Source organism: Aliivibrio fischeri, assembly GCA_038993745.2.
Lineage (GTDB): Bacteria > Pseudomonadota > Gammaproteobacteria > Enterobacterales > Vibrionaceae > Aliivibrio > Aliivibrio fischeri_B.
Window position 1 is genome coordinate 532,932 of sequence record CP160630.1, and the last position, 14,714, is coordinate 547,645.

General features: G+C 38.4%; 11 protein-coding genes. 8 read left to right on the top strand and 3 right to left on the bottom strand.

The window, feature by feature from the left end:
- Positions 1 to 104: 104 nt before the first annotated feature.
- From AAFX60_016445 to AAFX60_016455, 3 genes are all read right to left on the bottom strand, one after another.
- A complete protein-coding gene (locus AAFX60_016445; protein XDF79974.1) occupies positions 105 to 995 on the bottom strand; it encodes a peptidoglycan binding protein CsiV in 891 nt (296 codons plus the stop codon).
- An 89-nt stretch (positions 996 to 1,084) separates the two neighbouring features.
- Positions 1,085 to 4,540, bottom strand: coding sequence for a transcription-repair coupling factor (gene mfd, locus AAFX60_016450; protein XDF79975.1), 3,456 nt, complete (start codon positions 4,538 to 4,540; stop codon positions 1,085 to 1,087).
- A gap of 15 nt (positions 4,541 to 4,555) precedes the next feature.
- Positions 4,556 to 5,125, bottom strand: a complete 570-nt coding sequence (locus AAFX60_016455) for a PilZ domain-containing protein (protein XDF79976.1) — start codon at positions 5,123 to 5,125, stop codon at positions 4,556 to 4,558.
- Positions 5,126 to 5,292: 167 nt separating this feature from the next.
- Between AAFX60_016455 and lolC the strand changes: the two genes are divergently transcribed.
- The 8 genes from lolC (at position 5,293) to pgl (ending at position 14,691) form a co-directional block, all read left to right on the top strand.
- The gene (gene lolC / locus AAFX60_016460) at positions 5,293 to 6,501 is read left to right on the top strand and encodes a lipoprotein-releasing ABC transporter permease subunit LolC (GenBank protein XDF79977.1); all 1,209 of its coding nucleotides are present in this window, start codon (positions 5,293 to 5,295) and stop codon (positions 6,499 to 6,501) included.
- Positions 6,494 to 7,210 carry a lipoprotein-releasing ABC transporter ATP-binding protein LolD gene (gene lolD / locus AAFX60_016465; GenBank protein XDF79978.1) on the top strand — a complete coding sequence of 239 codons (717 nt, stop codon included), beginning with the start codon at positions 6,494 to 6,496 and terminating at the stop codon, positions 7,208 to 7,210. Before lolC ends, lolD begins: the two co-directional genes overlap by 8 nt.
- The gene (gene lolE, locus AAFX60_016470) at positions 7,210 to 8,454 is read left to right on the top strand and encodes a lipoprotein-releasing ABC transporter permease subunit LolE (protein XDF79979.1); all 1,245 of its coding nucleotides are present in this window, start codon (positions 7,210 to 7,212) and stop codon (positions 8,452 to 8,454) included. Before lolD ends, lolE begins: the two co-directional genes overlap by 1 nt.
- Positions 8,455 to 8,618: 164 nt before the next feature.
- Complete coding sequence (locus AAFX60_016475; protein XDF79980.1) at positions 8,619 to 9,968, top strand: hypothetical protein; 1,350 nt, start codon at positions 8,619 to 8,621, stop codon at positions 9,966 to 9,968.
- A complete protein-coding gene (locus AAFX60_016480; GenBank protein XDF79981.1) occupies positions 9,968 to 11,281 on the top strand; it encodes a glycosyltransferase in 1,314 nt (437 codons plus the stop codon). The genes AAFX60_016475 and AAFX60_016480 overlap by 1 nt, the downstream gene beginning before the upstream one ends.
- Before the next feature lie 5 nt (positions 11,282 to 11,286).
- Positions 11,287 to 12,288 (top strand): HlyD family efflux transporter periplasmic adaptor subunit, encoded by a 1,002-nt coding sequence (locus AAFX60_016485; GenBank protein ID XDF79982.1) that lies wholly within the window; start codon positions 11,287 to 11,289, stop codon positions 12,286 to 12,288.
- 181 nt (positions 12,289 to 12,469) lie between these two features.
- Positions 12,470 to 13,972 (top strand): glucose-6-phosphate dehydrogenase, encoded by a 1,503-nt coding sequence (gene zwf, locus AAFX60_016490; GenBank protein ID XDF79983.1) that lies wholly within the window; start codon positions 12,470 to 12,472, stop codon positions 13,970 to 13,972.
- Positions 13,969 to 14,691, top strand: coding sequence for a 6-phosphogluconolactonase (pgl, locus tag AAFX60_016495; GenBank protein ID XDF79984.1), 723 nt, complete (start codon positions 13,969 to 13,971; stop codon positions 14,689 to 14,691). Before zwf ends, pgl begins: the two co-directional genes overlap by 4 nt.
- Positions 14,692 to 14,714 lie beyond the last annotated feature (23 nt).

Genomic DNA, 14,714 nt, shown 5'->3' on the forward strand with positions numbered 1-14,714 from the left:
TTTATGATTTCGAATGAAAATAGCATGAAATGAAGAAAGTAGAAATGAAATAGGACAACAAATGTTGTCCTATTTTGGTAAATATGTGTAAAGATTTTATATAATTAGACTTTACGCACTTGGATAATCATACCCATAAGAGGGTGGTCGATATAGTGAGTTTCTCCACTACGCATCTGACGTTTCTCTTTCATACGGTAAGATTTAAGAAATTCTTTAATCTCTGTATCTGGGGTTACATCTTCAAGGTGACCAAGTTGAATGTTTTCATTCATTGGTTGAGTTGGTTCTAATTCTGTTGCTGTTACTTCAACGGCTTCTTCGTTGTTTTCATCATTTGTAACAACATCTGTTGATTCTTCAACTACCGCTTCTTTTTCCTCAGGCGTATTTACAATAAATTCATGTTTACCTGGAACTTTAAGATCTAGCTCTGTTTTTACGTATAAATAATGTTGTACGTAAACTTGCATTGTTCCATCAAGTTCTAGAATTGGACCTGATTGAACCGTTGGCGTTTCTGGCGCTAGGTTTTCATCACCTTCAACAAGTGCTGGTGTCGGTGCTGGAGCGTCTAAAGGCACTAAAGATAAGTCTGCTTTAGCATCAGCAATGGTTCGGCCATCCGCAACAAAACGATCTGAGAAATCTTGACCTGCTTGGATATGGAAAATAGGAGAACGAGAAGAGCCTGAATCTCCTTGACGCCAAGCTACATGCACTAATGGTTTAAAACCAGCATGATTCTGAAGTTTTTGATAAACGTCATTTAGCTTGTATTGCGAAATTAAAAAAGCACCATTTTTGCTCATCATAGCTTTGTCGCGATATGAGAAAGCGCGATCCAAATTAATTGGATCCAAAACATCAGGCCAAGCCTCTTGATAAGATGATGGTTCTACATTGCGTTTAAAAATAATAACTTCAATATCAAATTGGCGAGCAAAAGAAGGCCAACTTGCTAGTAAAATCAACGCGTAAATTATTTTTTTCATTCATACTCCGGTGAAAAAGGGCTCTAAAGCTTCAATCATCCATAACTGAAGCTAAAAATTTGGTTTTTCTTATAATTTAAACTTAATAACTAGATTCTATTTTCGTTGAACAGTTTGAGCAAGTCCATTACGTATTTAATTCGTGTTTGTCTCTCTGTTAAGTCTTTTATAAATTTGACTTTGGTTGGGCCATCTAGAGCAAATCCCGTAGGGTCTTTCTGTAATAATGACACAAGGAACATAGGGTTTATGTCAGCAGTAGGTTCAAATTCAATGTAACCACCATTACCATGTGCTTCTAATTTCTTCACTTTTAATGAAGCGGCTAACATTTTCACTTCTGAGCTGATCAATAATGTTTGCGTTGCTTCTGGTAGAGTGCCGAATCGGTCAATGATTTCTACTTTTAGCTCATCTAATTCACCGTTGCTCGATACACTTGCAATACGTTTATATAGAGATAGACGAGTATTAACATCTGGTATGTAATCTTCTGGAATTAATGACGGCAAACGTAGTTCAACTTCGGTTTGTTCACGTAGTAGATCATCTAAAGAGGGCTCTTTACCTTCTTTTAATGCTTCAACGGCTTGCTCTAACATTTCCATATAAAGCGTAAAGCCAACGGATTGAATTTGACCACTTTGACCGTCACCCAACAATTCTCCTGCACCACGAATTTCTAAATCGTGTGTTGCTAAGGTAAAGCCTGCACCTAGATCTTCAAGTGAAGCAATAGCATCTAAACGCTTTCTTGCATCTTTGCTTAACGCTTTAGGATGCGGTGTTAATAAATAAGCATACGCTTGGTGATGCGAACGACCAACACGGCCTCGTAATTGGTGTAGTTGTGCTAAACCTAGTTTGTCAGCTCTATCCATAATAATGGTGTTGGCTGTTGGTACATCAATACCGGTTTCAATAATGGTGGTACAAACCAACACATTAAAGCGTTGATGGTAAAAATCTCCCATGATTTTTTCTAGCTCGCGTTCACGCATTTGGCCATGAGCTAACGTAACACGAGCTTCTGGGATCAATTTTTCGATCTCTTCTGCTGCGTTTTGAATCGTATCTACGTTGTTATGAAGTACATAAACTTGGCCACCACGCTTAATTTCGCGCAGGATGGCTTCTTTAATAACATCATCGGCTTTTTCACGAACAAACGTTTTAATAGCTAAGCGTCGAGCCGGTGGTGTAGCAATGATGGAAAGATCACGCATACCGCTCATTGCCATATTCAAAGTTCTTGGAATTGGTGTTGCTGTTAGCGTTAAAATATCAACGTCGGCACGCATGGCTTTTACTTTCTCTTTCTGACGCACACCAAAGCGGTGTTCTTCATCAACAATAAGTAAGCCTAAATCATCAAATTTGATGCTGTCTTGCAGCAATTTGTGCGTGCCGATCAGAATATCTACTTTACCTTCAGCGGTTGCTGCTAGGATTTCTTTTTGCTCTTTGGCCGATTTAAAGCGAGAAAGCACTTCAACACGAATAGGGAAATTCGCAAAACGATCTCGGAAGTTTTCAAAGTGTTGCTGAGCAAGCAAGGTTGTCGGAACTAATACGGCAACTTGTTTTTCATTGTGTGTAGCTAAGAAAGCAGCACGCATGGCAACTTCTGTTTTACCAAAGCCTACATCACCACACACAAGGCGATCCATGGCTTTAGCTTGGCACATATCCGATAATACGGCATTAATCGCGATATCTTGATCGTGTGTCTCTTCAAATGGGAAACTCGCTTTAAAATCAGCATAAGCTTCACGATCCTGTTTGAAGGCAAAACCGGGTTTAATGGCGCGTTTTGCGTATACATCTAATAGTTCAGCAGCAACATCACGCACTTTTTCTGCGGCTTTGCGACGTGCTTTGGTCCACGCTTCCCCACCTAATTTATGAATAGGAGCGGTTTCATCAGCTCCGGCTGAATAGCGACTGATGAGGTTTAATGAAGAAACAGGAACGTACAATTTGGCTTGGTCTTGGTACTCAAGCATCATGTATTCTGCTGGCATATCACCAACATCTAGAGTTTGAAGCCCCATGTAACGACCAATACCGTGGTCTAAATGAACAACAGGTTGTCCAATTTTTAGCTCAGCAAGGTTGCGAATAATGGTGTCGCTGCTAGCAGATTGCTTATCACCACGACGACGGCGTTGTATGACACGCTCACCCAATAAATCACTTTCACAGATGAAAGCAACGCACGGATCTTGAAGAATAAAACCACGTTCGGCAGAGCCGATAACCAAGGTCGCTTTGTTTTTATGCGACATGGCTTCTTTCATGGTTTCACAAATTGTAGGTTTGAGCTTAATGCGAGCTAATAGTTCTAATAATGCTTCACGGCGACCTTCTGATTCAACAGAGAAGATAACTTGTCCACTGAATTTCTCGTAAAATTGACGAAATTGAGCAAACGGTTCTTTGTTTTGATGCTGAATTGCAATTTCAGGTAGCTCAAGCAGATCGGGATTAAAACGACCTGCTTTTTCTTTCTCTGGTTCTTTAGAGAGTTTTACGCGCGGATACTGCTTAAATAAAGCAAACATATCGGCGGTATTTAGCCAAAGTTCATTAACAGGAAGAAGAGGGCGAAGCGGATCAACTCGACGTTGATCATATCGATATTCAGCATCGGCTAAGAAATCGTCGGCTGCCTTTTCAATGTCACCAATAGTAACCAATAATGTGTTGTCTGGTAGGTAATCAAATAAGGTTTCTGTCTCATCAAAAAATAATGGTTGCCAATATTCGACACCAGCAGGCCATGCACCTTTACTGATTTGTTGATATACCGATTCTGGTTCACGTCGAGCATCAAAGCGTTGACGCCAACGAATACGGAAATCTTCTATTGCTTCATCATCGGTTGGAAATTCATGAGCTGGCAGTAGGTTGATCGATTTAACTTCTTCAATCGTGCGTTGATTTTCAGGATCAAATTGACGGATCGAATCAATTTCATCATCAAAAAAGTCGATTCTAAATGGGTGACCATTCCCCATTGGGAAAAGATCAATAATGGAACCACGGCTTGCATATTCACCATGACTCATTACTTGATCGACATGTAGGTATCCAGACTTTTCTAATTGCAGCTTTAATTTGTCGAATGATAGACGATCACCAACATTAACCACTAACGCATGTTTGTGTAGAAAAGATTGAGGAGACTGACGTTGCAGTAATGTGCTTACTGGAACGATAAGAGTCCCATTCTTCTGTTGTGGAAGATGATAAAGACGTGATAGACGGTCTGAAATGATATCCTGATGCGGAGAAAAACTGTCATAAGGCAAGGTTTCCCAATCAGGAAAGACATCAACTGCATTTTGAGAAAATTGGTTAATTTCATTTTGTAAACGAAATGCCAATTGAGGCTCAGTAACGGCAACGATGATAGGCCCTTGGTGCTGCTGCTCGATCTCGGCAATCGCGAGAGCAAGAGAAGAACCCGTAAGATTACCAACAGAGCGGGTATCATTTGCTTTTGTTGGTAATGAAAGTGACAGTAAATTTTTAATAGGCATCAGGATATTCAATTATTAAGTTAAGTTTCTTTCTTGCGCACGAAGTTTTAATACTTTCTGCTGTTGGAAAAGCGCCGCTTTTATCAATAAGTCTTGATCGATATCTCGTAGCAGTTGATACGCCATTTCAATAATAAAGCCGTTTTCTGTCTCAGTACACTGAGTCACCGTTGCATAGCAATAAATGGCTGAAGGCGGGTGCTCTAAAAACAGTTTAACTTTGGCCATTTGACCTATGGTTAACGCGGTATCAGTCTCGTAAGTAAATTTACTTGCACCAAAAGTTAAGGTTTTATGGCGATACATCGCTTCGTCTTGTTGAATTAACAAGTAAGAAAGAAGTAGATTAAGTTTTTGATTTTGATTATTTAAATAGTTAGCTAGACGCTTTCCATCGTCTTGTTTTAAAAATGACAATTCACTTTCTGATACGTCGTCTAAAGCGCTGCATTCTTGAGCTACACGAAATGGAGCGGGGATTTCTCGCTCAAACGTTTCCATGTTTGGTAGTGGAGTATCAACAGCAAGTGGTTCTACATTGATGGTTAAATCATAGTGAACCGAAAAATATTCATCGTGCGACATAAGCGTCCCTCTATTTATTATTCATTAATTATGGCGAAGTCACTGAATATCAGCAAGTGTTTAATCTTTTTGAATGAGAGGAAGAAGTGTAAAAAAGGAATAAATACCAGTATTTTACGTGATAGACTATAGGATTATAGCTTGTATATGCGCGATTGAGAGAATTTATGTTTCATCCAGTATCAGTATTTATAGGATTACGATATTTAAGAGGTCGTTCTGGCGATAGATTTAGTCGCTTTATCTCTTATATGTCCACAGCAGGTATCACCATAGGCGTGCTTTCTTTGGTGACAGTATTGTCTGTGATGAATGGTTTTGAAGGCCAATTAAAAGACCGTATTTTGGGGGTATTACCTCAAGCGGTTATCTCTAGTACGGATAATCAAATTACGCCATTAGATGACGAGCGTGAGTATGCAACAAGTTTACCTCATGTGACTCAAGTTACGCCTGTTGTACGTGGTGAAGCCATCATTCAAAGTGCTCGTGGGTTAAGTGCGGGAATGCTGGTTGGTATTGACCCGAATGAATACGATCCTATTGCTTATGAATTAATATCAGGAAATGTTCGTCAACTTGCAGCAGGTGAATACGGCATTTTCTTAGGGTCGAAATTAGCACGAGAGTTAAGTGTGCGTTATGGCGACACCGTTCGTATTATGGTGACCAATGCGAGTCAATATACACCGTTAGGGCGTATTCCTAGCCAACGCAATTTTAAAGTTGTTGGGGTATTTAATACCGGTTCTGATGTTGATGGTCAGCTGATGGTTGCTAATATTCAAGATACCGCTCGTTTAATGAAGCTGAAAAAAGGCAATATAACGGGTTGGCGTTTATTTTTTGAAGACCCATTTCAAGTGACCGAATTAGCGAAAATGCCATTAGAGCACGAGATGACATGGAGTGATTGGCGTGATCAACGTGGTGAGTTATTCCAAGCAGTAAAAATGGAAAAAAACATGATGGGATTGATGCTAGGGTTAATCGTCGCTATTGCGGCATTTAATATTATCTCAGCACTGATTATGGTCGTGATGGAGAAACAAGCAGAAGTCGCTATTTTAAAAACTCAAGGCATGACGAGTAATCAGGTGTTGGCTATCTTTATGGTGCAAGGCGCAAGCAGTGGCGTTATTGGAGCGATTGTTGGCGGTACCTTAGGGGCTCTTTTTGCTAGCAATATTAACGTGATTCTTTCTACTTTAGGCTTGTCACTATTTACTGTAGGTGGCTCATTACCAGCAGAGGTTGAACCATTACAGGTCTGTGTAGTCATTATCCTAGCAATTTTATTAAGTTTATTAGCGACCGTATTCCCATCTTATCGAGCAGCAGTCGTACAACCAGCAGAGGCATTAAGATATGAGTAATCCATTATTAGTTTGTCAGGGTATCCGTAAGGTTTACCAAGAAGGCGCGATGGAAACTGAAGTGCTTAAAGGCGTGGACTTCCAAATTAATGAAAGTGAGTTAGTGGCGATTGTTGGCTCATCAGGTTCTGGTAAAAGTACACTGCTTCATATCTTAGGCGCGTTGGATGAACCAACGGCAGGTACGGTGCATTTCCAAGAGAATGAACTGACGAAGTTGAGTGCTAATAAACAAGCTAAAATTCGTAATCAGCATATTGGTTTTGTTTATCAATTTCACCATCTGCTTGCTGATTTTAGTGCACTAGAAAACGTAGCGATGCCATTACTTATTGGTGGAGTAAATAAGAAAGAAGCTGCGAAACGTGCCACTGAATTACTGGAAAAAGTAGGGTTAGCCCACCGTATTGAACACCGCCCGTCAGAGTTGTCTGGTGGTGAGCGTCAGCGTGTTGCGATTGCTAGAGCCTTGGTGAATAAGCCGGCTTTAGTATTAGCGGATGAACCAACAGGTAATCTAGATCATAAAACGGCATTAGATATTTATAATTTAATGCGTGAGCTTAACCAAGAATCAGGCACGGCGTTTTTGGTTGTCACTCACGATAATGAATTAGCCGCAAAATTAGATAAGCAACTAAGTATGCAAGATGGTCGCTTTATCACAGAAACGGTACGTTCAAGTTTAGTTCAAGAGATGGAGGCGTAATGTTTTCACCGCTTTCTCTTTTTATCGGTAGTCGTTTTGCACGAGCGAAGCAACGAAACAAAATGGTGTCGTTCATTTCAATCTCGTCTACGTTAGGTATTGCGATTGGCGTAGCCGTAATTATCATTGGTTTATCTGCCATGAATGGCTTTGAGCGTGAGTTGCAAAATCGTGTTTTGTCCGTTATTCCACACGCTGAGCTTGAGGGCGTAAAAAAACCGGTGACTGATTGGCAATCTATGATGATCCAAGCTAAAAAACACCCAAAAGTTACTGGGGCGGCACCTTATGTTCGTTTTACCGCTTTATTAGAAAGAGGCAGTAAATTAAAAGCAGTAGAAGTAAGGGGTGTTGAACCTTTACTTGAAAATTCTGTATCTAAATTACCTGAGTATATTGATAAAGCTGCTTGGAATGCGTTTGAAGCCAATAAACAAAGTGTGATTTTAGGTAAAGGCGTAGCGGATACACTTAATGTGAAAGTTGGGGATTGGATAACCGCAATGATCCCTGATGAGAATGCAGATAGGCAATTACGCTCTCCAAAACGCCAACGTTTACAAGTGGTAGGTTTACTTTCTCTTGGTGGGCAAGTTGACCATGGCTTAGCTATTGTTCCTCTTAGGGATGCACAGCAATACATTAACTTAGGTGACAGTGTCACAGGTGTATCATTACAAGTAAGCAGTGTACTTAATGCTCAAGATATTGTACGTGAAGTGGGTGGTACATTAAGTGAATACGTGTATTTACGCAGTTGGATTCAAAAATACGGTTATCTGTATCGTGATATTCAATTAGTACGCTCCATTATGTATTTAGTCATGGTGCTCGTTATTGGGGTGGCGTGTTTTAATATTGTATCCACTCTCATGATGGCGGTAAAAGATCGCGCTGGAGATATCGCGATTCTTCGTACCATGGGGGCTAACGATGGCCTGATTAAACGGATATTTGTTTGCCAAGGGATTTTCTCTGGCGTAACAGGAAGTATCGCAGGTTCTGTTTTAGGATCGGTAGTGGCATTGAATTTGACCCCAATGATTAAAGCGCTTGAATCTCTTATTGGTCATCAGTTTTTATCTGGGGATATCTATTTTGTTGATTTTCTGCCGTCGCAATTGGTGTGGAGTGATGTGGCGATTGTCACATGTACTGCGATTTTATTAAGTAGCATTGCCACTTGGTATCCTGCTCGTAGAGCGAGTCGATTGCAACCCGCTGCAGTATTAAGCTCAAAATAAAATATAAGTTTTTAGTAAGACAAAGCCCTTAGATATATTCTGAGGGCTTTTTTTATGTGATTTAAAAATTCCTAACTATACTTATAGGATATTAAAACTAGATATATAAGCAATAAGGAAAGGCATTATAGAATTTAGTTAATTCATATTGATAGAGGTTAGATATGGATATACATGATAATAATCGTATTTCAATGTATGTTATTGGAAATGATATTCCAATTAATTGTCAGGACCTTGATTTTATATATGTTAATAATTTAGATGAATTAACATTAGATTCTCCTTCAGTAATAATTTTAGCTTTAGAGCCTAAAAAACAGAATCAAGCATTACTCTCCTTACATCAAGATTTTCCACTTTGGAATAGCCAAGTCTATGTTTTACAAGAGAGTACATTGACTGAATACCTATCTGATGGCATTTTTGATCCCTTCAAAATTACAGCGCAATGGAAACAGCATCAAAGTAAATTATCTTTAATTGAAGAAGAACCAACAGACAAACTACTGGCGTGGTTATGGCTTGGGTTGGATCGACGTTTATTGCCTTTATGCCAAAGTGAGAAAAGAGAACTATATTATTATCCATTATTACATTGTTATTTTGGTGAGGATTATGAGCCTTATCATTATTTTCAATTAGAGGAAAAAAGAGGGTATTTAGAAAAGCTTAATACCGTAGATAAAATAAGATTATGCTCATCTTGTCATAGCGGACATTTAAATTACATCGAGACTTGCCCCGACTGTAAAAGTACAAACATCGAAGAAATATTATCTCTGCATTGTTTCACTTGTGGTCATGTGGGTAAAGAGCAACGTTTTGTTAAACAAGATAAACTGCAGTGCCCAAATTGTTTTACTAAGTTACGTCATATTGGTGTTGATTATGATAGGCCGTTGGAGCGCTATCAATGTCGAGATTGTCAGTTATCATTTTCAGAATCGGTAGTGAGAGTTCGATGTCTTTCTTGTTTCCATATGAATGAAACCAGTGAGTTAATAGCAAGGCCAATTAATCAATTTAAAGTGGGTGAGCAGGTTAAAGGTCTTATGATGTATGGTCGTCGACCGATAGAGCAAGCGCTCTCACTTAACGGTTTAATTGACCAAAATTCATTTCATAATTTGTTGGTATGGATAAATAAGTTAGCAATAAGACATGAACAGCACCATTTATTATTAGGGGTTCAATTATCCGGAATTGATAGCTACTCAAAAGAGTTTGGTGAGATAAAGCGGATACAGTTAATCGATGAAATATCATCTCATTTTAATGGGTTGCTGAGAGATACAGACATTTGCTGTCAATACAATTCAGAGTTGATGTTACTTCTTATGCCAATGACACCAAGAAGTTCGCATAAAATTATTGAAGATAAAATCGCCAATATTGCCAGTGATATTGAGTCTGAACTGGTGACTCTTCATTTGTACATCTGGGAATTGCCTGACCCTTCATTGAGTAATAGTGCCTCAGTATGGTTAGCTGATTTGCTTAAGGATATATGATGGCTGAATTTCAATATATTCTTTATTTAATAACCGGTACGTTGACGACATATTGGGAGTTAATGCTAACTTTTTTGCCTATATTATTGCTTGTTGAAGTCCCGCTTTTATTGCTCATTTTTATTGGTATTTTGCATTGGTCATGGGGAGCGAATGAAGTCAGGAAACATGAACATCCATCAATCAGTTTTATTGTTACCTGTTATGCAGAAGGTAAAGAGATAGAAAAAACCATTGCTACTTTGGTTGAGCAAATCTATCCAAACCACATTGAAATCTTAGTTGTGATTGATGGTGCTAAAGAGAATAAAGAGACGTATAGAACAGCTATATCTTTGATTAAAAAATACAAAAATATACCGAATAAGACCATTAAAATTCTTCCTAAATGGCAACGTGGTGGACGTGTATCGACTCTTAATGCCGGGCTATCAGAAGCAAAATATGAATTGGTTATCAATGTGGATGGAGACACCTCTTTTGATAACAATATGGCGCTTAAAATGGCGCGAACATTTGCAAATCCTAATGTTATTGCTTGTGGAGGTGCGTTAAGGGTAAGAAATCGAGAGAGCAGTTTCTGGACAAAAATGCAGTCACTCGAATATATGATGTCGATGCAGAGCAGTAAAACAGGAATGGCAACATGGGGCTTATTGAATAATATTTCTGGTGCATTTGGTGGTTTTAGGCGTTCAGTATTGAAACAGGTCGGTGGCTGGAATACACATACAGCAGAAGATCTTGATTTAACGATTCGTTTAAAACAATACAAAAAACGATACCCAGGAACTCGGCTTAACTTTTCCCCTAGAGCGATTGGACATACTGATGTACCAGATACATTTAAAGGTTTAATGAGCCAAAGATTACGTTGGGATGGCGATCTTCTGTTTGTGTATTTACGAAAACATAAACATGGGTTACGCCCAAAATTGTATGGATGGGGAAGTTTTGGTTACACCTTAGTTTATGGTGTTTTACAAGCTGTATTATTACCGGTATTAATGACACTGTTTAATTTTTATATATTTATATTTTATCCAACAACAGTGGTTCTCGCAGTCCTAAGCTGTTTATACGTCATTTATTTGGTATTCATTGCCATGACCTTTCTTATCTATCTCAGCTTGATTTCCGAACGGATCCAAGAAGACCGTGAAATGCTTTTATGGTTATTGATATATCCATTCTATGCATTGTTTATGCGGTTTGTTACTGCATTTGCCATGATAAATGAAATTGTTAGACGAAGTCATGAGGAGTCAAGCATGGCTCCATGGTGGGTACTCAAACGTGGTAAGAGGTTTTAACGATTATGGATGTTAAATTTCATTTAGAAAAAAAGAATAAACCGACCTCAGACAACGGTATGAAAGTGTTGTATGGAATGGAAAAACGTGGAGCGTATCGTTTTCGATGGTATCTGATACTGGCTATTATTCTTAGTCCTATATTTTTTATGATTTACACCTTTGCAAAACAACATTTATTTACTGTAGCTCCTGGAATAATCACCACAGGGCCTGTGATCATCACAGCATCTCAAAATGGAACAGTAAAGTTAATTGATGTGAAAGACAGTGAATTTGTTTTGGAAGATCAATTGCTAATGGAATTAGATGCGCCCATTTTAGAGCAAGAAATTGAATTTATAGAAAATGAATTAGAGCAATTATACCAAGAGCAAACGCAAAAAATTACAGAAGATTTTGGTCCGTATATTAGTGCGATTGGAGCTGCAAAGCTTAATTTAAAAAAGATAACGAAAATCAAAGTCAATTATGATCAATACGCAAAAGAGGGGAAAGTATCCCAAGTGGATTATGCCGCAATTGTTGGTATTTATAACACCGCACAAAATAATCTTACTAATGCTTATATTGCATTGAATCAAGCTGAAATCGCACAAAAGCAACGCCTATTGGCTGGCGGTGTTGCTCAAGTTACTCGTGAATTAAACCAAGCATTAACAACGAAAAAAAATCAACTTGATGCATTGTCAATTAGAGCTCCGTATATGGGATTGGTGATTGATATTAATGCCTTGAAAGGACAACAAATTAGCATTGGGGATCCACTGGTCACTGTATCACCAGATGTTGCTCCTTATGTCATTAGTTATTTAGACCCTAAGCACATTGAAAAAGCAAAACTAGGAGCATTAGTAACGGTTAAACTTCCTAATGGTAAAAAAGTAGAGGCGAGAGTGTCATCTGCCATAGGTTTAACCTCAAAACTTCCTATTCAGTTAGCAAAACCTTTTGAAGGTGCTAAAGCTTTACTCAAGGTTAAAATTACATTTTTAGGGGGTTATTAGAAAAAGAGTGGGTAGAAGGCATGCCGGTAGAGGTGTATTTTTAGTATTTTTATTAAGTTAGTATAATTAATGAACAACGTTAGTTTTTACCTATCAATACAATAACTAAAACTGATTAGTAATAAAGAGAAGTTGTTCTTATTATACAGAGATACTTTGCTGTGTATCGGATAGAAAAATAATGACAATTTCGGACAACAATACCATCGTAATTTTTGGCGCTTCGGGCGATCTCACTTATCGAAAGTTGATCCCGGCTTTATATCATTTGTATGCCAGTAACCAACTTCCTTCTACGTTTTCCATTTTAGGTGTAAGCCGAACTCAATATGATGACGAGTCATATAGAGAAAAAATGAAACAATCATTAAGAGAGTTAGAGAAAACGGAACCTGAAATTTTAGATGCGTTTTGTCATCATTTGCATTACCAAGCACTGAACACATCAGATGTTGATGAATATTCAAAATTGGTGTGTAAATTAGACCAGCTTGCTGATAAATACCAATTAGAACAACAAAATACACTTTTTTACTTGGCAACACCGCCAAGTCTTTATGGTGTGATCCCTTCGTGTTTAGCCGCTCATGGATTAAATGATGAATCTAATGGCTGGAAACGTTTAATCATCGAAAAACCATTTGGTTATGATTTGGCGTCAGCGCTAGAACTTGGTAAACAAATTCATCAATATTTTGAAGAGCATCAAATATATCGTATTGACCATTATCTTGGTAAAGAAACCGTTCAAAACTTATTAGTACTGCGTTTTTCAAATGTAATGTTTGAACCTCTGTGGAACCGTAATTTTATTGATTATGTTGAGATCACAGGCTCTGAGTTTCTTGGAGTAGAAGAGCGTGGTGGTTACTATGATGGCTCAGGGGCAATGCGTGATATGTTCCAAAACCATTTGTTACAAGTATTGGCAATGGTTGGAATGGAATCGCCTTCAGCAATTAATGCAGATTCGATGCGTGATGAGATTGCTAAAGTATTACAAAGCCTACAGCCTCTGACAGAACAAGATCTACGTAATAACCTTGTATTAGGTCAATATACTGAATCTGAAGTAAGAGGGCAGTTTTTACCAAGTTATCGTGATGAACATGGTGTGGCAGATGACTCTCGTACTGAAACTTATGTTGGCTTAAAAATGTTTATCAATAACTGGCGATGGAATGGGGTTCCATTTTATGTCCGTACTGGTAAACGTCTTCCAACCCGTGTAACAGAAGTTGTTGTTCATTTTAAAAAGACGCCGCATCCAGCGTTTGCAGAAAATGCTCCTGAAAATAAATTAGTGATCCGCATTCAGCCTGATGAAGGTATTCAAATGCGTTTCGGCTTGAAAGAGCCAGGTTCAGGCTTTAATGTGAAAGATGTATCAATGGACTTCCATTATCAATCACTGGCAGAAACGCAAATGCTGACAGCTTATGAACGTTTGTTATTAGATGCGTTAAATGGAGATGCTACGTTATTTGCACGAAGTGATGCTGTAAATGCATGTTGGAAATTTGTTCAACCGATACTCGATTTTAAACAAGACCCACAAGCCTTATTTGGCTATGCATGTGGCACTTGGGGACCAAAAGAAGCCGATCAATTATTGGAACGTGATAATAGAAAGTGGCGTTTTCCTTGTAAGAACTTAACAGATACGGATTACTGTGAATTATGATTAACCATAAAATATTTGAAACACCACAAGATGTAGTGACAACGCTAGCGGATGAGCTAAAGCAATTAGGTGAGCAAGGAAAACCTGTTCACATTTCATTATCCGGTGGTAGCACACCAAAGATGCTTTTTTCACTTTTAGCATCAGAGGCTTATGCTAAAAATATTCAATGGAATAATCTTCATTTTTGGTGGGGGGATGAGCGTTGCGTTACTCCTACTGATCCTGAGAGTAATTATGGAGAAGCAAATGAATTATTGTTCTCTCGTATCGATATTCCGTTAGAAAATATTCATCGTATTGAAGGCGAAAATGAACCTTTGGAAGAAGTGAATCGCTTCTCTAATGAGATGAGAGAATTGATTCCGTTAGAAAATGGAATCCCAGTTTTTGATTGGATTTTATTAGGCGTAGGAGCAGATGGTCATACTGCATCATTATTTCCTAATAAGACAGATTATAACGATACAAACTTAGCCGTTATTGCGACTCACCCAGAGTCAGGTCAACAAAGAGTATCGAAGACAGCAAAAGTATTAGAAGCAGCTAAACGTATTAGCTATCTAGTGTTAGGTAGTGGTAAAGCTGAAATTGTTCAAGAAATTCATACTAAACCAGTTAATGAGTTGCCATACCCGGCAGCAAAAATTCACTCAGCATTGGGTGAAACTGAATGGTTTTTAGATATAGATGCAGCGGCTCGCATTATTAATAAATAGAAGTTCGAGCATAACGCAAATTT